Source organism: Paenibacillus peoriae (assembly GCF_022531965.1).
Taxonomy (GTDB): Bacteria; Bacillota; Bacilli; order Paenibacillales; family Paenibacillaceae; genus Paenibacillus; species Paenibacillus polymyxa_D.
Genome location: NZ_CP092831.1, coordinates 4,579,659 through 4,599,278 on the forward strand (window position 1 = coordinate 4,579,659; position 19,620 = coordinate 4,599,278).

The 19,620-nt window shown below is 45.2% G+C and carries 16 protein-coding genes and 2 pseudogenes; 10 read left to right on the forward strand and 8 right to left on the reverse strand.

The genetic code is table 11. The features are described from left to right. Position 1: 1 nt before the first annotated feature. Together MLD56_RS20190 and MLD56_RS20195 are read right to left on the reverse strand one after the other, a co-directional pair. A complete protein-coding gene (locus MLD56_RS20190; RefSeq protein ID WP_029518315.1) occupies positions 2-724 on the reverse strand; it encodes an ABC transporter permease in 723 nt (240 codons plus the stop codon). Beyond that, complete coding sequence (locus MLD56_RS20195; protein WP_029518314.1) at positions 721-1,836, reverse strand: ABC transporter ATP-binding protein; 1,116 nt, start codon at positions 1,834-1,836, stop codon at positions 721-723. The genes MLD56_RS20190 and MLD56_RS20195 overlap by 4 nt, the downstream gene beginning before the upstream one ends. Before the next feature lie 627 nt (positions 1,837-2,463). On the opposite strand from MLD56_RS20195, the pseudogene MLD56_RS26155 reads away from it, so the two are divergent. From MLD56_RS26155 to MLD56_RS20220, 5 genes and pseudogenes are all read left to right on the forward strand, one after another. Further along, positions 2,464-2,877: pseudogene (locus MLD56_RS26155) on the forward strand (NTTRR-F1 domain); the annotation flags it as partial. Then, positions 2,869-3,678 (forward strand): annotated as a pseudogene (locus tag MLD56_RS26160) (collagen-like protein); the annotation flags it as partial. The pseudogenes MLD56_RS26155 and MLD56_RS26160, both read left to right, overlap by 9 nt. 198 nt (positions 3,679-3,876) lie before the next feature. Continuing rightward, complete coding sequence (locus tag MLD56_RS20210; RefSeq protein WP_029518312.1) at positions 3,877-4,968, forward strand: glycosyltransferase; 1,092 nt, start codon at positions 3,877-3,879, stop codon at positions 4,966-4,968. 58 nt (positions 4,969-5,026) lie between these two features. Next, on the forward strand, positions 5,027-6,121 hold the full coding sequence (locus tag MLD56_RS20215; RefSeq protein ID WP_029518311.1) for a tetratricopeptide repeat-containing glycosyltransferase: 1,095 nt from the start codon (positions 5,027-5,029) through the stop codon (positions 6,119-6,121). Positions 6,122-6,172: 51 nt separating this feature from the next. After that, a complete protein-coding gene (locus tag MLD56_RS20220) occupies positions 6,173-7,267 on the forward strand; it encodes a glycosyltransferase family 4 protein (RefSeq protein ID WP_029518310.1) in 1,095 nt (364 codons plus the stop codon). A 91-nt stretch (positions 7,268-7,358) separates the two neighbouring features. Here the strand turns inward: MLD56_RS20220 and MLD56_RS20225 are convergent, their stop codons facing one another. From MLD56_RS20225 to MLD56_RS20240, 4 genes are read right to left on the reverse strand one after another with little or no spacing between them, the layout of a single operon-like run. Next, positions 7,359-9,212: a beta-glucoside-specific PTS transporter subunit IIABC gene (locus MLD56_RS20225; RefSeq protein WP_029518309.1), complete on the reverse strand. Its 1,854-nt coding sequence runs from the start codon at positions 9,210-9,212 to the stop codon at positions 7,359-7,361. Between the two features lie 5 nt (positions 9,213-9,217). Then, the gene (eutH, locus tag MLD56_RS20230; RefSeq protein WP_029518308.1) at positions 9,218-10,327 is read right to left on the reverse strand and encodes an ethanolamine utilization protein EutH; all 1,110 of its coding nucleotides are present in this window, start codon (positions 10,325-10,327) and stop codon (positions 9,218-9,220) included. A gap of 11 nt (positions 10,328-10,338) precedes the next feature. Then, positions 10,339-11,373 carry a Gfo/Idh/MocA family protein gene (locus MLD56_RS20235; protein ID WP_029518307.1) on the reverse strand — a complete coding sequence of 345 codons (1,035 nt, stop codon included), beginning with the start codon at positions 11,371-11,373 and terminating at the stop codon, positions 10,339-10,341. Between the two features lie 33 nt (positions 11,374-11,406). Continuing rightward, positions 11,407-12,687: a glycoside hydrolase family 140 protein gene (locus MLD56_RS20240; RefSeq protein ID WP_029518306.1), complete on the reverse strand. Its 1,281-nt coding sequence runs from the start codon at positions 12,685-12,687 to the stop codon at positions 11,407-11,409. A gap of 244 nt (positions 12,688-12,931) precedes the next feature. Between MLD56_RS20240 and MLD56_RS20245 the strand changes: the two genes are divergently transcribed. Together MLD56_RS20245 and MLD56_RS20250 are read left to right on the forward strand one after the other, a co-directional pair. Further along, positions 12,932-13,960, forward strand: a complete 1,029-nt coding sequence (locus tag MLD56_RS20245) for a LacI family DNA-binding transcriptional regulator (RefSeq protein WP_029518305.1) — start codon at positions 12,932-12,934, stop codon at positions 13,958-13,960. Positions 13,961-14,017: 57 nt separating this feature from the next. Further along, positions 14,018-14,236 (forward strand): DUF5316 family protein, encoded by a 219-nt coding sequence (locus tag MLD56_RS20250; RefSeq protein WP_208332637.1) that lies wholly within the window; start codon positions 14,018-14,020, stop codon positions 14,234-14,236. Positions 14,237-14,298: 62 nt separating this feature from the next. Here the strand turns inward: MLD56_RS20250 and MLD56_RS20255 are convergent, their stop codons facing one another. Both MLD56_RS20255 and MLD56_RS20260 read right to left on the reverse strand, forming a co-directional pair. Then, positions 14,299-15,204 carry an NAD(P)/FAD-dependent oxidoreductase gene (locus MLD56_RS20255; protein ID WP_029518304.1) on the reverse strand — a complete coding sequence of 302 codons (906 nt, stop codon included), beginning with the start codon at positions 15,202-15,204 and terminating at the stop codon, positions 14,299-14,301. Positions 15,205-15,318: 114 nt separating this feature from the next. Continuing rightward, complete coding sequence (locus MLD56_RS20260; protein ID WP_029518303.1) at positions 15,319-15,717, reverse strand: Rrf2 family transcriptional regulator; 399 nt, start codon at positions 15,715-15,717, stop codon at positions 15,319-15,321. 159 nt (positions 15,718-15,876) lie between these two features. Here MLD56_RS20260 and MLD56_RS20265 point away from each other — a divergent pair, with 159 nt between their 5' ends. The 3 genes from MLD56_RS20265 to MLD56_RS20275 all read left to right on the forward strand — a co-directional run bounded on the left by MLD56_RS20265 (position 15,877) and on the right by MLD56_RS20275 (position 19,608). Then, a complete protein-coding gene (locus MLD56_RS20265) occupies positions 15,877-17,802 on the forward strand; it encodes a BglG family transcription antiterminator (RefSeq protein WP_029518302.1) in 1,926 nt (641 codons plus the stop codon). A 123-nt stretch (positions 17,803-17,925) separates the two neighbouring features. Further along, positions 17,926-18,294: a PTS lactose/cellobiose transporter subunit IIA gene (locus tag MLD56_RS20270; protein ID WP_029518301.1), complete on the forward strand. Its 369-nt coding sequence runs from the start codon at positions 17,926-17,928 to the stop codon at positions 18,292-18,294. A gap of 18 nt (positions 18,295-18,312) precedes the next feature. Beyond that, positions 18,313-19,608 (forward strand): PTS sugar transporter subunit IIC, encoded by a 1,296-nt coding sequence (locus MLD56_RS20275; protein ID WP_029518300.1) that lies wholly within the window; start codon positions 18,313-18,315, stop codon positions 19,606-19,608. The last annotated feature ends 12 nt before the right edge of the window (positions 19,609-19,620 follow it).

Here is a 19,620-nt window from a genome sequence, read left to right on the forward strand (position 1 = left end):
ATTACCTCCACCGTTTCCGTTCAACCACTTGGATGCTGAATAGCAAAAAGAGTACCGCCACCGTCACGTAGTACATCACATCGGCTCCATTCAGCAATCCTTTGGTGAAACTGTCAAACCGTGCGGTTAGTGAAAAAGGTTCCAGCCATTGCTGTACCGCCGCAGATGCACCCGTCTGTCCACCAAACGAATCCAGCATCCAGAACACAAGTAAAATAATAAAACTGACGACCGCTGACATCATCTGATGCTGTGAAAGCGTCGAAGCGAATAAGCCGATCGCCATCATGGCTGCGCCAAGCATAAACAGACCGATCACAGATGTTAATACCAGCGTCCAATCCAGCGACCCATAAAAGGACATCACGACCGGATACGCTAGACTGCACAGCACTAATATGAGCAACATGCCCAACGACGCTAAAAATTTACCCACGATCATTTCCGTCACACTCACAGGTGAGGTAAGCAGCAGTTCATCCGTACCTTGCCTGAATTCCTCCGCAACCAGCCTCATCGTGAGCAATGGGACGACGAACACCAGCATGGACAAGGTGTCACCGAGTACCAGCCGATAGTCCAGAATGCTTGGCTGATACATAACAAAATTGGTATAAAAAAGTAACCCCGTCAGCAGCATGTACACTGCAAGCGCAAAATAGGTCGTTGGTGTCCACAGATAGGCTTGCAGCTCTTTTTGACAAACCGCGAACAAACGCCTCATGACCGATTACCTCCTGTATCCTTATCTTCTTCGGCCTTATCGTCCCCGGACGCAGCATCTCCATGCTCCACCGTGATAGCCGTAGGGGCTGCATTCTTCGAGGAATGTAGGTCTTGTACTGCTGGATCGTCGACCTGACCTTCTTCCGTCTCGCGTGTCGTTAACTGCTGGAAGATATTTTCCAAGCTAAGGCTTTCTTTTTTCATCTCCAAAATCGGAAGCTTCGCATCAGACAGCACATAAAATAGTTCTTCGCGAAAATCCTCACCGGAGGCTCCTGTGAGTAGCAATCCAGTCATATCTGACTCTGCGGCACTTAGCTCCGTGTTCGCTGAAGGCAGCGTGGTCGCCATAGATTCAACCTCTACTTTTCCCCAAGTACGAAGGACATCCATCACCTGCTCACGCTTGCCTTTAACCTCTACCTTCACCTTGAATCCATCTTCCATCGAACCGCCGAGCGTGTCAGGGCGCCCATCCATGACCAGTTTCCCTTCATGAATGATGAGAACACGATTGCATAACGCATCCACCTCAGGCAATATATGTGTGCTAAGCAATACCGTATGATTTTCGCCAATCTCCTGAATGAGCTGACGAATCTCCAAAATCTGATTGGGGTCCAAACCCGAGGTCGGTTCATCGAGCACCAGTAAATCCGGGTTATGAATAATCGCACCTGCCAGTCCCAAGCGCTGTTTATACCCTTTGGACAAACTGCGGACTAATTGTTTTTCCCGCCCATTCAGTCCTAGCCTGGAAATCATCTCCGAAATACGCAGCTTCTGCTCTCTCGCAGGCACGTCACGAATACTAGCTACAAACTTTAAATAGGATCTTACGGACATATCCTCATACAAAGGGGGCGTCTCCGGCAGATAACCGATTTTGGAACGAGCTTGTCTGCCCTTATCCTGAATCGGGATACCATCAATCGTAATCACTCCCTCGTTGGGTTGAAGATACCCTGTAATCATGCGCATGGTTGTCGTTTTACCCGCACCATTCGGCCCCAGGAAACCAACAATTTCACCGCGCTGCATTTCAAAATCCAGCTTATGTACACCCCGGTTGCCTTCATACCACTTGCTTACCTGCTGCACTTTGAGCACATGTTCCACCCTTTCCTTTATCGTAATCTTCTCCCTGCTGCTCCCCTACTTCCCTCCCCCCAAAATGTTGCATGGGAAGCAGGTAGCAGCAAAGCGGGGGATTTGGAGCTGGAGAAGCGCCAGCGTTCGCCTTTGCCTTGGGATTTTCACCTTTATATGTCTTATTTGATCATAGAAAAATCCCACGGCAACAGCGATCGGAAGCCCAAAGCCTTCGCGAAGCGGTCTCCTCCCTGCTGTTCCCCTCCCCCAAAATGTTGCATGGGAAGCAGGTAGCAGCGAAGCGAAGGATTTGAAGCTGGAGAAGCGCTAGCGTTCGCCTTTGCTGTAGGATTCTTACCTTTATATGTCTTATCTAATCAAAGAAGAATCCTACTGCAACAGCGATCGGAAGCTCAAAGCCTTCGCGGAGCGGTCTCCTCGCACTTCATGCTACACTTTTAAATTCTAATGATACCCCCCCACATATAACTCCAGCTTAACGTCACTTAAATAGAAGCTTAAAATAATGTGTCTAAAATGTGAACATGGAAATGCGCATCTGCCCTCGTAAACTTGTACGGTTCGCCACGGCGTGGATTCGCATCTACTATCATTACAACGTGTGAAGGGAGTGTATAAAAAACGATGACCGTACTATTTACCAATCTAGTTAATAACGGCGACTTCGAGACTGGATCTACCCTTTTTTGGAACGCTGCAAATGTGACCGTCACTAACTTATCCGTAAAAAAGACAAACTTTTATAGTGCGATCCTGACAGGAGGCGCAGTAGATGCATCTCTTTCCCAGGTCGTTTTTGCTGCACCAGGCGAAAGCTATACATTAAGCCTCTCAGCTGCAAAAATAGGAAGCCTGTCCAGTCCTCAAGTTAACATTTTTCTGTATTACTATGACGCAACCTTTAGCTTCCTTAGCACGGGGCTGACTACCTATTTGAGCGCAGGCACATTGCCAGACGCTGTGAACGGAACATGGCAAAGCCTGTATGAAGTAACAGCTCCTGTTCCAGCCAACGCAGCCTTTGCCTTTTTGGTTATTAGTAAAAATGCCTTGGCTAACACTGCTGATGTAGCCATTGATTCTATTGCTCTTGTTAAAGCAAGTGCAGCTGGAGCTGTGGGCCCAGCCGGACCTGCCGGGCCTACGGGTGCTACAGGGCCTGCGGGTGCCACAGGCGCTACAGGCGTTAGCGGACCTGTCGGACCTACGGGTGCCACGGGTGACACTGGTGTTACCGGACCTGTTGGGCCTACGGGTGCCACGGGTGACACTGGTGTTACCGGACCTGTTGGGCCTACGGGCGCCACGGGCGACACCGGTGTTACCGGACCTGTTGGGCCTACGGGCGCCACGGGCGACACCGGTGTTACCGGACCTGTTGGGCCTACGGGTGCCACGGGCGATACAGGTGCTACTGGACCTGTCGGACCTACAGGCGCCACGGGTGATACAGGTGCTACTGGACCTGTCGGACCTACAGGGGCCACGGGTGACACTGGTGTTACCGGACCTGTCGGGCCTACGGGTGCCACGGGTGATACAGGTGCTACTGGACCTGTCGGACCTACAGGCGCCACGGGTGACACAGGTGTTACCGGACCTGTCGGGTCTACGGGTGCCACTGGCTTTACCGGACCTGCTGGACCTATCGGGCCTGTCGGACCTATTGGCGACACAGGCGCTACGGGACCCGCTGGACCAACAGGGCCGACTGGACCTACCGGACCGTTTGGCCTTGGATTTACTGGCCCGATTGGACCAACAGGAGACACTGGTCCACAAGGACCGATTGGACCTACCGGACCTACGGGGCCGACTGGACCTACAGGGCCTACCGGACTCTAACGTTCTTTTTTCTACCACATTATATTTAAGCGACGTACCATACCTTATCGACAAAGCCGCACAGCCCGTTTAGGCTTTGTCATCCTTGCCCTGCCGCGATTGCGGCAGGGCTTCTATAATCAGACCTCTTGATAAATAAAGCTTTATGTTCGACCTGAATCCTTAGAAGGTTCCCAAAGGAGTGGTACTCAATTGATCAGTATCAGCCTGTGCATGATCGTCAAAAATGACCAAAATACTATTGGCAGTTGCCTGGAATCGATCCATCCTATTGTGGATGAAATCAACATCGTGGACACGGGTTCACAGGATCAGACCATTGACATATGTCGCAACTTTACAGATCGAATTTTTCCATTTGAATGGGTAGATCATTTTGCCCTTGCACGTAACTATTCGTTTGAACAAGCTACGCAGGAATACATTCTCTGGCTGGATGCCGATGATATTTTGAAGGAACAGGACGCCGTCAAGCTGCTTGAGCTGAAGCAAACCCTTGATTCCTCAGCCACACCAATCGTGGATTCCGTGTCTATGAATTATCACTATGCCTTTGATGATCATGGCAATGTCACCCTACATTTTCGACGAAACCGCTTAGTTAGAAGGTCAGCCGGGTTCCGTTGGCACGGAGCCGTGCATGAGTACCTCGCCGTAAACGGGAATATTCAACATGCCGATATCGCCATAACTCACACTAGAACACACACGGTCTCTCCAGGACGAAACCTGCGAATCTATGAGAAATTGCTCGCCCAAGGTCATGCCTTCTCTCCTCGTGACCTCTACTATTACGCTAACGAGTTAAGAGACAATAAAAGATATGAGCAGGCTGTGCAGGTTTACCAGGATTTTCTGTATACTGGACAATGCTGGGCAGAGGACGCGATTAGTGCATGTAGCAAAATGGCTGATTGTCTACAACAGCTTGGCAAGCTGGAGCAAAGCATTACGGCGGCTCTCCATAGTTTGACCTTCGATACGCCCAGGGCTGATCTGTGCTGTCGGATGGGTCATTATTTTTTGCATAAAAATGAGATCTCCAAAGCTATTTACTGGTACGACATGGCTACCACTCTGAATCCTCCCGACACGATGGGCCCGGTACAAGACGCGTACCAAACGTGGTTTCCTCATATCCAGCTATGCATTTGCCATTTTCGGATGAAGGATTACACACGTGCGAATTGGCACAACGAGCAAGCTGCCATTTACATTCCCAACGACCCGTACGTCCTGCATAATCGACAGTTCTTCAGCTCAATCCTGAATCCTCCCCAATAAAAATGTCCCCCACACTCACCCCTTAATCTTTGAGTAAGTCAAAGGAGGAGCAAGCGGAATGCAACAATCGAATCGGTACAAAATAGCTGTCTATGCCATTAGCAAAAATGAAGCCCGATTCGCCAAACGCTGGATGCACACCATGCGTGAAGCCGATGTTGTCATTGTAGCGGACACCGGCTCTACAGACGATACTGTTTCCCTGCTACACGAAGCGGGTGCAGAGGTGCATCGTATAGAGGTAACTCCTTGGCGTTTTGACAAAGCTCGCAATGAGTCCCTACGGCTGGTCCCTGATGATATAGATATTTGTGTCTGTACGGATCTGGACGAAGTCTGGGAGGAGGGTTGGCGGTCGCGGCTGGAACGCTACTGGAAGGAAGGAACTACCCGGATGCTATATGCCTTTACACATGGACAGCCTGGGCAAGATACCGTTTATACATGGTTCTGGAAAGAAAAAATACACACTCGTCACGGGTACCGCTGGGTACGCCCAGTTCACGAGGTGCTTGAATATATCGGAGAGGGTAAAGAACGCAACATCCGATCAGACCAGCTCCGCTTGTATCATGATCCCGATCCGCACAAGTCCCGCAGCCAATACCTTCCACTGCTGGAGCAGTCTGTGCGCGAGTTTCCCGAGGATGACCGCAACATGCATTACTTGGGGCGGGAATATATGTATCATGGCCGTTGGGACGAGTGCATTGCTACGCTGCAACAACATCTTGCCATGCCGCAGGCACGCTGGGCAGATGAACGCAGTGCTTCGATGCGCTTTATTTCTAGAGCCTATAAAGCAAGTGAACAATGGCAAGAGGCAACACGTTGGTTATACCGGGCTATTGCGGAAGCACCGTATTTACGTGAACCTTACACGGAAATGGCTCAGCTGGCCTATCATACGCGGAACTGGCCCGCCGTCTATCATATGGTTGAAGAAGCGCTGCAAATTTCTACACGACCGGATACGTACATGCAAGAGGATTTTTGCTGGGACGCCACGCTGTATGATCTTGGTGCCCTCGCTTGCTACGAGTTAGGCCTTTTACACAAAGCATGTGAATTTGCGAAAGAAGCAACAGAACGCTCCCCGGAAGATTCTCGCCTCAGTCATAATTATGCGCTAATTCAATCCAGGCTTCCATAGAAACCCACACCCCGTCCTGTTGGTTGAATAACTTGGTATTAAAGCTTGTGGTTGGCAAAGGAGGTTATTGAGATCAAAGTTCTATTTACTTTTTATATACCCAGCGGCGGCGTAGAAACCTTGAACCGCCAGCGTTGTAAAGCGCTCATTCAGGACGGGATCGAATGTCATCTTCTCTATTATCAGCAGGGTACAGGGATGCAAAACCTGCACGGCGATATTCCAGTGTTCACGACTTCCTCTGAAGAAGAAATTCGAAAGCTAGTGGAGACTCATCGCTACGATGCAATTATCGTCTCTTCGGACTACCCTATGCTCCCCAGATTGCGAATGTTGGGCTATCAGGGGATATTGATCTATGAATCGCAGGGCTTTGGCCCTCACGAAGAAGCGGCTTGGGTTGTTGCAGATGCAGTTCCGTATCTTCAAAATTACGCCGATGCAGTGCTCCTACCAGATACGACTCATTTAGTGAATCTTTTCTCCACCATGTGTCCATGGCTTAATCGCTATGTGTTTCCAAACGTGCTGGATACCAGCGTATTTAATTATGTACCTAACACTCCTCCAACTAATCCGGTTATTGCCTGGGTTGGACGGCTAGAGCCCAACAAGAACTGGAGGCATTTTGTCGATATTTCTTACTGGATGCTGCAAAACCGTGCGGATCTTCGAATCTGGATGTTTTATGATGAAACATTGTCACAGCCGGAGGATAAAATACAATTCGAAAAAATGCTTACTCAGCTTGGCATGTCCTCCATTATCGAGCGTTTTAAAAGCGTACCTCATGCCAATATGCCCCTGTATTACTCCATGATTGGCGACTCAGGCGGCTACTTGCTATCGACCTCATTGGTGGAGGGATTCGGCTATGCAGTTGCTGAGGCGATGGCCTGTCGTTGCCCGGTATTAAGCTCTGATTCAGACGGAGTACGAGCATTCATTGACCACAACGAAACCGGTAAATTTTATCAGCAGGGGGACATCTTGCAGGCGATACTGCAAGGACTAGACCTGATGAACAACGTACCTCAACGCGAATCTATCCGCAAGAAAGGACTGGCGCGAATCGTTAACCTGTTGGCACCGGATAAATATGTGCGTTCCTTCAGACAGATGATGAACACGCTAGGTGTGAGGTAATTAAAAAAAAAGCTGACGACAACCCTTTTTATATACGGGGCATCGTCAGCTTTATCTTGCCTTTTTTATTATTGAATATTGGAATTGGAATCTATCTAATCTTTAGTAAGCGGTCTCCTGCATGAATATCCTTGGAATCTTCAACTAAAATATCCGTGTACACGGCTGTATTGGTTACAATGACGGATGTGGTAATATCATATCCGTCATCCTCTATAGCTTTGGGATCGAATTCAATCAGCTTGTCCCCTTTTTGAATCGTATCTCCTTCAGACACAAAGGAAGTGAAATGTTTTCCCTTCAAGCTGACCGTATTAATTCCAATGTGAATGAGCAGTTCAACTCCATCCTCAGAGATCAGTCCAATCGCATGTTTTGTTTTGAAAACGGTAACAACAGTTCCGTTAAAAGGTGCGTAAGCTACTCCTTCTCGGGGGATAATTGCGGCTCCCTGACCCATCGCACCACTGGAGAAAGCTTCATCTTTCACTGTGGTTAAAGGAATCAATTGACCATGTAGAGGACTGAATATCGTTTTTTCTTCTTCTTTGTTTTCATCTGCAACCTTAATTTCAGACGCAGATTGTGCATTTTTATAACCGATAAGATAGGTCAGAATAAATGCGACTACAAAAGCTACAACCAAAGATATAATAAAGCCGATGAAGCCTGCATCCATGCCTTTTGGATTAATGAATAGAGGTATACCAAAAATACCGCCTGAGGCAAATCCATATGCCGTTGAGCCGAGTAAGCCTGCTGCAGCTCCTCCTATACCTCCAGCAATCGAGGCTAAAATAAACGGTTTTTTGGTGGGGAGCGTAACCCCGTAAATAGCTGGTTCAGTAACCCCCATCAAACCCGCAATTGTGGCAGAAGTGGCGATGGGTTTTAATTTAGGGTCCCGTGATTTCAAAGCAATGGCAAAAGCTGCACCTGTTTGGGCAAACGTAGTACAGAACAACATACCGTTAATCGGATCAAACCCGTTCGTAACTACATTATTCAAGAGAATTGGAATAAACGCCCAATGGAGACCAAAGATAATAATAGCCTGCCAGAATCCGGCCAGAACGAGACCAGCTACAGCCGGACTTAACTGGTAAATCCACATAGAGCCTTTGGCTAACCCATCGCTGATAATAGTTGCGATCGGTCCGACAACCAGAAAAACAATCGGTGATATGATGACCAAGGTCAGAAAAGGAACAATGAACATTTTAATGGAAGCAGGTGCAAACTTGCTTATCATTTTTTCGACCTTAGCTGCCAAGAACGCCCCAATAATGATAGGTATAACAGAAGAAGTATAATTAATTAGAACGACAGGTATCGTCAAAAAGGACAGCGCCGTTTTATCCGTAAAGGCCGAAGTAATGGTCGGATACACCAAGGCGGCCCCCAAAACAGCGGACAGGTACGGGTTTCCTCCAAACTTTTTACCTGCTGAAAACCCTAGAATAACCGGAAAGAAATAAAACATAGCGTCCGCTGTCGCATATAAAATTTTATACGTGCCCATCTGATCCGTCATCCAGCCCAGGGATGTGCATAAGGCCAATAGTCCTTTTAGAATCCCCACAGCAGCGAGCACACCCACAACGGGCATGAACACACCTGAAATGACATCGACAAATCGACTGAATAGGCTCGCTTTTTCATTTTTTTGATCGTCTTCAACCATCTGATCTCCATGCTTTACTCCCATTGTATCCAAAAGAGCTTCGTATACTTTGGGAACCTCATTCCCGATGACCACCTGAAATTGGCCACCACTTTCTACAACGGTAATGACACCGTCAATCTGCTTGATCTTTTCTTTATCTGGCAATTGATTATCCTTCAGTTTGAATCTCAATCGAGTGACACAGTGAATGACACTGTTCACATTTTCATTTCCGCCCACGGCTCTCAACACTTCTTTGGCTGTTTTTTTATGATCCATCATGTTCACTCCTTCTTGGATGCGCTTTCTATTTTTCTATTCGTAGTAGCTGGATGTGCAATAACTGCGACAATTACGGCACTGATCCCGCCTGTAAGTTTTCCCACGATCATGGCAATCACCATATTCTTGTCCATTCCAGCTACAAAGCCAAGATGTCCTCCGAGAACGAAAGATCCACTGACAGCAAAGGCAATACTGATCACTTTTCCTCTGGGCTCCATCTCTTTAACTAAAGTGAAGGTAGGAATATTATGAGCAAGACTAGCCACAAGACCCGCAGTAGCCGATGGATCTATGTTTAGCAAACGTCCTGCCCGTTGAAGCGGATTTTTAAATATTTTTGTAATCCAAGCAACCAACGGAAACGCACCAGCCAATACAATAGCAATCGTTCCAACCGTTTGCACACCGACAGACAACGGAGCCATATTGGGAATAATCACAAATCCAGTTAAGGTTTCGACCCCAATCGCTGCCAAACCGACAAGGGATAGAAGCCTAATGCCGTTACCAAACCACTTGAACCATCGGATCGTATACTCCGTAAATAGACGTAAACCCAGCATAATGATTATTGAAAGAAGCATGGGAATGATCAGATTTTTTAAAATCATAATCACGTCAAATCCGGCGATCATTCCCCCTATGAAACAGCCAACGGGAATGGTACTAATACCGATCAAGATACCTTTTGCAAAATATGGATGATCCCCTTTTTCCAAAATGCCGAGGGCAACCGGAATCGTAAATACGAGCGTTGGGCCAAACATGGTCCCTAGAAAAACCCATGAAAACACGCCCGCTTGCTGGCTGTGCGCCATTTCTGCCGCAAGTGCGTATCCCCCCATATCTACCGCCAATATCGTATTAGCAAAGGATGCCGGATCGGCACCCATTGCCACATATAACGGTGAAACAATGGGGATCAACCACGCGGCCAGTACAGGGGCCAAGGAAACAATCCCTATCATGACCAGAGCAAGAGAGCCCATGGTCATAAACCCATTGTTGAAGGCTTGTCCCAAACCCCAGCGATTTCCCAAACATTGATCCAATGCACCCAACACTAAAAAAAGAGCGATAACATACATCACAATATCGTTAATGGACATCCTGTTGCCTCTTAATACACATGAACTTTATGATTTTCTGCGCTGTCATAGGTGTCGAATACAAGCTGAAGGGTCTTGATATTGTCGTGACCACTCGTTTGAAATTCTTTTCCCGTGTTGAGGCAATCTATAAAATGAGCCTGTAGCTTTTTATGGCTTTCCTCATAGTTTAATTCAGTCTTTTCAACCAATACTTTTTCGACTCCCTGATTATTAATGAGACATAATTTACCTGTGTTGTACAGTTTTAGGGTAGCCTCATCGCCTTCAATCACCAGTTGTTCTTTATGATCGGGAAGAACCTGTTCCGACAGCTGCCCATCCAGTTCCCTGCGAGTCGCCCAGCTCATGTCCATAAGACCGAAATAATGTTCATAACCTAACATGATAATGCCCGTGTCTTCTCCTTGTGTGTATGGACTGACCCGCTTGGTTTCCGCATACAAACGCCGAGGTTCACCGAATAAGAAACGCCAAGTATCCAGCCAATGAACTCCCATTTCATAAAACAAAAGCTTGGGCATATCTCTGAAAAATGGCTGCGGCAGCTCTTTTTCCGGAGCAAACCTCGGTGAATAAAAATCGGTATGCGTATAACGTATAACATTCATATTTCCAACGATATTCTCTGCCAGCAATTTTTTTATAATTTGAAAAGGTTCAAGCCAACGCCAATTTTCTGTCACCATAAGTCTGACTCCTGCTGCTTCAGCAATACTTACTATCTGCTCAGCTTCCTCAACAGAACGGGCAAAAGGTTTTTGGCACATAATATGTTTTCCGGCTGCGGCCGCCAGTCGAACCAGTTCCAGATGTGTCTCAGGAGGTGTAATGATGTCCACGACATCAATATCCGCTTCGCTTAGCATCTCCTCCAGGCTGGTATAACAATATTCAGTAGGGACATGGAATTGATCTGCTTTTTCAAAAAGTAAGCCTTTATTTCGATCACAAAATCCTTTGATTTCTGCATCCGAGATAAACTGCCATGCTTTGATATGTTTCTCCGACCAATATCCCGTTCCAATAACGCCGATTTTCCACATGTTGCTTCACTCCATCCACATTCTTCTCTGTTTTTATTTCGTTCCGATGATTACAACATCACTTTCAAAGCTGTGCATGTCTAGCACCGATTGATCCTTTTGGACGGACACGTCGGTTTGAGCAAACCGCTTCCCGGCTAAATCAATCGTTGTAAACTTGTATTCCTGCACGTTGATACTTAGTCGTACCTTTGTGTTAACCGGGACATACAACACAATGGTATTCTCGTTCCCCGCAGCTCTGATTTCCTCTGTCTTGTTTAAAACAATATCCAACGGCTTTACGCCAATCAGGTTGTACATTTCAAACAGATATTTAATAAAGGAATAATCCCATGCGCCCTCAAATTGCAATGCAGTTCTCCAATCATAGGGACTATCGAATCCTTCCCCTTCTACAATGCCGAATTTCTTTCCTTTCTTGTGCCAGCTCCAAATGCCATGCGCTCCGTAGGTAATGCCCGCACCCCCGCCTGCAAGGAGGCTTTGCCATGCCGCTTTTCTGGCATCCAGTGCTGTGTATCTGCCATACACATTGCGGCTGTAACTAATTTGTTCATAACATGGCTCTCCATTAATGACAGGCCGTATATCCGGCTTATAATAGAAATGTTGAGCAATCTCATGGGCTACATGTTGGAACTCGGAATTATGTCCTGATTGATACATATAGAATCCAAGACCCTGGTGTTTCTCAAAGGCTGGAGGAATTTCTCTCAATCTTCCTTGAATATGCAGCGTAGTTAAGCTTGCAGGGCTTAATTGTTGTACAATATCCAGTGCTTTTAAATAATAGGAATTGGCACGTTCGGTCGGAAAATCACTATCCCCGCTAATCAGAAAAATAGGATCAAATGGAGAAAAACGGTTTACCACGTACGTTACATAGGGTTCAACGCATTCAAACGGCATTTTATTACCTTTTTGGAACATCTCAGCCCATGTATCCGGCACATAGTTACACCACAACAGAACCAGTGCTGGAACAAATCCACACTCTGTAGCCATCTTCAACATGATTTCTGCCCGGTCAAAATAAGCTTCGTTTAATGTATGGTAGTCGAAATCCCCATTTTCCATTAATGCAAACGGCTGTAGATTCAGATCCGATTCACTTGCGTCCCATTGTCGGAGTATGTTGATTTGCAACACATTGAAACCTTGCATCTTCCGATAGTCAAGATAATCGCTCCACTCCTCTATCGTCGCGTTGGTAAATACACTCCACACCGTATCTGCCAAATAAAAAAAAGGTTTTTCCTCTTTGGTAAAACTTCTTTGATTTTCAGCCATGTTTAAACTCAAATGAATCACCGTTCCTCTCTTGCTGTATGCGCAAAATTCTCTAAACAAAACTAAATAAAAAACTAAACTTATGTGTTTTTTACGTGAAATAAACTAAATTAGAGCGCTTTACACTTGAATATTAACATTATAAATTATAAAAGGTCAACAAATTTTTACTTTTAGTTATTTAGTTTAGTTTAGTTTATAAGCTAAACTTTCTTGCTGAGTAATGATATAATTTATGTAGTTTAGTTCAATAGGGGGTTCCACATTGAAAATTGATGATATTGCAAGGCTTGCAGGTGTTTCTAAATCTGCTGTTTCTCTTGCTTTTAATAACAAACCCGGAGTCAGTGAAGAAACCAAGGAGCACATTCTAAAAATAGCCCAAGAGCATGGATATAAACCACGCACCATGAAGACAAACAAGGAAGCCATTAAAAATCATCATGTGATTCGTTTTGTGGCCTGTAAAAATACAGACATCGTAACAGAGCACTATGATTCACTTCCATTTTTTAACGAATTAATTCATCATATTACCAATCAGGTGAGAGAACATGGAAACACCTTGATTTTTTCGTCTTTTGATAGCCATAGCCTCGAAGAAGAATTATCTACTTTGGAAAAAGATCAGCCCTCTTCAGGCATACTTCTACTTGGCACCAATTTAACTTCCGAGATTATTCATTCCATACAATCCATTCATTCCAATATTGTTATTTTGGATACTTGCTTTGAACACGTCGATGCCAGTTTCGTATCTATTAATAACTATCTCGGTGGGTATCAGGCAGGCCAATATTTAATTCAGTCAGGACACAGAAAGATAGGATACGTACAATCCAGTACCAGAATTCTGAACTTTAAAAAACGAAAGGAAGGGTTTATGGCGGCTTTAGAGGAGCACAATCTTTCCATAGAAAATGGGCTTACATTTGATATGCATCCCATGCTTGTGATGTCACAGGACGCATTTAGAACAGCTATTCATGAATTGGACGAGCTACCTTCGGCCCTATTTTGCGAAAATGATTATATGGCGATCAGTGCCATTAAAACGTTTCAGGAAATGAACATTCGAGTGCCTGAACAAATTTCCATCATGGGCTTTGATAATATACATGAAGCGAAGGTCATTAGCCCGGAACTCACAACCATTCATGTGAAAAAGGATATTTTGGCCCGAACGGCTGTAAACTTGCTTATGGAGAGGCTTAACCATCATCAGGGGCATCATACTCAGGTTCTTGTGAATACAGAGGTTATTGAAAGAAGGTCTTGTTTAGTCACAGAATGACCTATGATATGGTGCACGAAATGGGGTAATAGAGAAGATAAGAATGGGGGGATCATCATGATATATGATTATTTATGGTGGGCAGGTGCCACATGCATAATACTGGCTATTATATTAAGTGGAACAGGGGTCAGCGGTGACCGCATGCGGGCTAACTTTTATGTTGAACAGGCAGCTGATCCCGAGGGGAAAGATAGAAAAAACAGATGGAAATGGTCCTTTATTTTTATGATCATTGGTTTATTATTGCTTGCTCTCTCTATGATTTTAGAATAAAGCCGCCATATTGGCGGCCTTTTCTATTATCGGATTCCATATTGGACATTTCCAATTTCTCGTCATTCGTTGAAATCTTCCTCTGTCAAATCCATATTTACGCTCGCAGCAGTTCGACTGCCGTCGGCCGCGGCAAAAATCAACTGAGAAGGCATGAAGTACGATGAATCCCCAGCAGCATATACACCAGGTATGGAGGTTCTCCCCGCTTCATCCGTCTTGATCCCGCCCGACTCCGTTCTTTCACAGCCCAAATGTTCTCCAAACGGTGCACTTTGTACAAACTGGGGAGTCACGAAGCCGCCGATCCTCGGGACTTGAGTGCCATCCGTAAAGCGCACGTGCTCAAGCTTTCCATTGTGGCCGATGAACGCCGCAACAGGTTGCTCTATTACTACTATCCCCTTGGATTGAAGCCGTTCTTTTTGCTCGTCCGACAGGGATGCATGACCGTTCGTACAGACGATCAAATCCTTGCTCCAATTAAGGAGTAGTTTGGCTGTATGAAATATAGCCGCCGATTCAGAGACAAGGACAAGCGGTTGATCCCGCAGCTCCCAACCGTCGCAATAAGGGCAATTAAACAAACTTTTCCCGTATAACGGATAAAAACCTTCGATCTTGGGGAATATCTCCTTCACGCCCGTCGCTAATATCAATTTTCGCGCTTGAACGCGAAGGCCTGACGAATCAAACCCCTCAAATCCGGATACGTTTTTCATAATCGAAACAACCTCGGTTTGCAAATGATGAACAGACGGATAACGCAGCACTTCCTCATAAGCTACACGGCGGAACTCAGATGGCGTTACGCCATCTCTTGTAATAAAACCGTGCGACGCATGCGTAACCGCATTTCTGGGCCGATTATTATCAATCAAGGCCACACTTCTCCTTGCCCTGCCCAGCACGAGGGCTGCATTCAACCCAGCAGGCCCTCCGCCAATAATAGCGCAATCGTATAGCATAACACCCAACTCCTTTTAAAAGATATTAAAGACTCTTTATGTCTGCGATAGAACCAAAAAAACACCGTTTTACATAACTGGCAACCACCCTCTTTCTATATAAAATCGCTCACTTTACACTTGTGCTTGCTTTTGCGCCAAATCGACCAATTTCGTATTTTTTAGATGTCGTTCCATTTTCTCCTCTGCTTCCCTCATTACAGCTTGAATCAGGCACTCAGAACCGTGGACGAAATCACATTCAAACAAAGAATTCGTACCTTCAATGGCATGGATAATATCCAAAAAAGTAATATCATCTTTATGACGGGATAGGCGATAACCTCCATTGGCTCCAGAAACGGATTCGATCATTCCAGCCTTCACAAGCCTCGTCAAAATTTTTGAAAGATAAGTTGGTGAAACATTTTGGGATTCAGCCAGTTGCTGAACACCTACCGGCTTAACCGACGAATCAGTAACGAGCATGAGCATAGTGTGCAGAGCATAATTCGTTGCTTTTGTAAATTTCATAACTACACCTCAATCAAAGACTTATTGTATCTACTATATCGCCGAATCTGCGAGTGTGTCAAGATCATCTAGGATTCACGCTGTTGTCAACCCTTCTTTTGGTTACGCTCTAACCGTTGTATACTGTTCATCAGAAACAGCTAAGAGAGGGGGCTCGTTGTGCGTATTTTTGATATTCTTCGTATATTGGTTGCTGAACAGATGGTCAAAGGAGCACACTTGGCAATTGCATTGAAGGTATCTTCTCGAACGATACGAACGGATTTAAAGGAATTGGGTGCGCTGTTGTCGAAGCATGGAGCAGCAGTTAAACCCCTTAAAGGAACAGGCTACAAGCTAGAGATTCGGGACGAACAAGCATTTCATCATCTGCTGAAGCAATTAAAGGATGATGAAAATAATGGGCCCTATCCATTAGCGAGTTCTTCTGAAGCTAGAAATCGTTTTTTAATGAAAAAGCTATTGCTTACCAATGCATATGTCAAACTTGATGATTTAGCCGAGATCCTGTATGTTAGTCGATCCACTTTACAGAATGACCTCAAAGAACTGCGCAAGCTGCTGGCAACTTACGGACTATCTCTGGAGAATAAACCCTATCATGGTATTCGAGTCAAAGGGAATGAGGCCAAGCTGCGTTATTGCATTTCCGACTATATATTCAGTAGGACAGATGAGATAGGCGAGCAGCAGATGTCCCACCCTCCTCTGATCTCTAACGAAGAGATGGAATTCATAAGAGAAGTGATTCTGGATCGTATTGAGATCCATGATATTCAGTTATCGGACATTGCCCTGAACAATCTGGTCATTCATATTGCTATAGCATGTAAGCGAATTCGTGAAGAAAGGTATGTGTCGTATTATCCGCAAGAGATGAAAAAAATCGAAGCGCAAAAAGAGTTTAGGGTGGCGACTGAGATCGTATCCGCCTTGGAACAAAACATGAAGCCCTCCTTTCCACTTGTTGAAGTTGCGTACATTGCTGTTCACCTGTTGGGTGTAAGGACCGTCGTTAGTGCACGTATGGATGAAGTGGAGATTAAAAAGATCATTGATAAAGATATCTACGAACTGACTATCGAAATACTAGACCAAATTGATCAGCAGTTGAAGATGAACATTCAACACGATCAAGAATTGCTGATTGCATTTTGCCTTCACCTCAAACCAGTGATCAACCGTTATCAATACGGAATGAATTTGCGTAATCCTATGCTGGATGAAATCAAAGCCAATTACCCGCTTGCCTTTGAAGCAGGTATCATTGCTGCGGAGGTCATCAAGCAGCGGCTTCATATACACATCGAGGAAAATGAAATTGGATATTTAGCCATTCATATCGGAGTCGCGATGGAAAGAAAGAAAATGGAGGATGCACCCAAAAGATGTATGATCGTATGTGCTTCTGGACTCGGCAGTGCTAAGCTGCTGTATTATAAGCTTCAATCGGTCTTCGGTTCAAGGTTGGATATCGTGGGAACCACTGAACTTTATAAGCTGAAACAAATGCCGTTGGATACACTGGACTTTGTCATTAGCACGATCCCTATTTCAGAACCGCTTTCTATCCCTATGATCCATGTGAGTACATTTTTGGGCAGTTCTGATATTACTAAAATTGAACAAGCCATTTCTGAGGTCAGACTTCCTGCTGTGCAGTATGTACGAAAAAAATTGGTCTTCCTTCAGCAGAAGTTTGAGAACAAACTCCAAGTGCTTGAATTTATAGCCGAAAAAATACACGAAGCAGATCTTGTAAAAGGCCCTCTACTGCAATCCGTGATAGAGCGTGAAGCCGTTTCCCCCACTTCATTTGGCAACTTGGTCGCGATCCCGCATCCGATGGAACCTTTCGCAGATTCCACATTTTGGGCCATCTGTACATTACAAAAAGCAATCGATTGGGATGGCAAGCCGGTACAGTTTATTTGTATGCTCTGTATACAGCGTACGAAATCAGAAGATTTACAGACTATGTATCATATCTTGCTTGAAATTTTAAATAATGAACAGCTCGTCCAGCAGCTTATTCGCTGCAAAACGTATACAGAATTCATAGAAGTGTTGCATAAAAATAGTTGAACATAAGGAGTATGAAGAACGATTGATTTCCGTTAAGAAGAAGAAATAATGTGTGTTATGTTGAAAGCGATTCCAAATTATAATAGCCATACGAACGAGATGATTGAAAGGAGAGAGGATCACGTGAATCATGATGAATCTACAGAACACGACGTGAACATGGAGGACATGGATGATACAGAGATTGTATTCCAAATTATATTATACGCAGGGAATGCACGCAGCTCCGCCATGGAGGCGATTGAGCTTGCAAAGGCGGGGAAATTTCGTGAAGCCAAAGAAGAATTAGCCTCAGCAAAAAAAGAACTGGTGTCCTCCCACAAGATTCAAACCAGAATCATCCGTAAGGAAGCAGCGGGTGAAAAAACAGAGATGTCTGTCATGATGGTACATGCTCAAGATCATTTGATGAATGCACTCACCATTCGCGATATGGCCTCAGAGTTTGTAGACCTGTATGAACGCATGGATCAATTCGTACCGAAATCGTAGAGGGAGGGACGCTATCCCATGGCATTCAAAGACAAACTGGTTGACGGCCTCACATCGGTAGCAAATGCAATCAACAATTTTAAATATATTATAGCGATCAAATCAGCTTTTATCACATTGATGCCCGTTATTATTGTCGGGGCCTTTGCTGTACTGATTTCCAATATGGTCATGGACCCAGTCAATGGTTTGGCCCATTTTAGGCCATTCTCATTCCTGGCTGAGTACAAACCGATTTTCTCAGGCATTAACTATGCCAGCTTGAATATCCTTACCATTCTGGCTGTTTTCATGATTGGTCTGGAGCTAGGAAAAATTAATGGTGAGAAAAATCTTTTCCCCGGTTTGCTTGCTTTAATCTGTTTTATCTCTGTGACACCAACCACGATAGAGTTGATGGTTAACGGTGACATGCAAAAAGTAACAGACGTCATAGCCCGTCAATTTACGGATACCAAGAGCTTGTTTTTAGGGATTTTCATAAGCATCCTGTCCGTCGAGCTATACAGCAAACTGGGTAAGTCCGACAAGCTAAAAATCAAAATGCCTGAAAGTGTTCCCAGCAATGTGGCCGTTTCATTCTCCGCACTCATTCCTACCATTATTACGGTGACTGTCTTCTCCATGTTTGGATTCTTTTTTCATAAGTTTACGGGACTCTATCTGTACGATGCTGTCTATAATGTGGTGCAAAAACCTCTGGAGGCCGTAGTACAGGGCCTGCCAGGTATACTGGTGCTGATGCTGGTTGCGCAAATCTTCTGGGTGATCGGTATTCACGGAAACCAAATGGTAAAGCCCATTCGTGAACCCCTGCTGCTTGGCGCGATTACTGTCAACATGACTGCTTATGAGCAAGGACTGCCCATTCCGAACATTATTACGATGCCTTTCTGGGACGTATATATGAGTATCGGTGGTTCAGGGATTACGCTAGCCCTCTTGATTTGTATTATGATCGCTTCCAAGCGTGAAGATATGAAGGAAATAACAAAGCTTTCGCTCGGCCCAGGTCTGTTTAATATTAATGAGCCTGTCATTTTCGGACTTCCGATTATGTTGAATCCATTGATGGCTATCCCTTTCATTATTACTCCGCTCATCACAGGAACGATTGGTTACTTCTCGACGTTGCTTGGATTTGCAGGTAAAGCCGTCGTCATGGTTCCATGGACTACTCCGCCTATTATTAATGCCTACCTGTCTACAGGTGGAAGCATTGGAGCCGTCGTCACTCAGATCGTTTGCATTGTGGTAGCGATTATCATTTATTTCCCGTTCGTCAAAATTGCCAACAAGCGAACGACTGAATAATGCGCTACTATA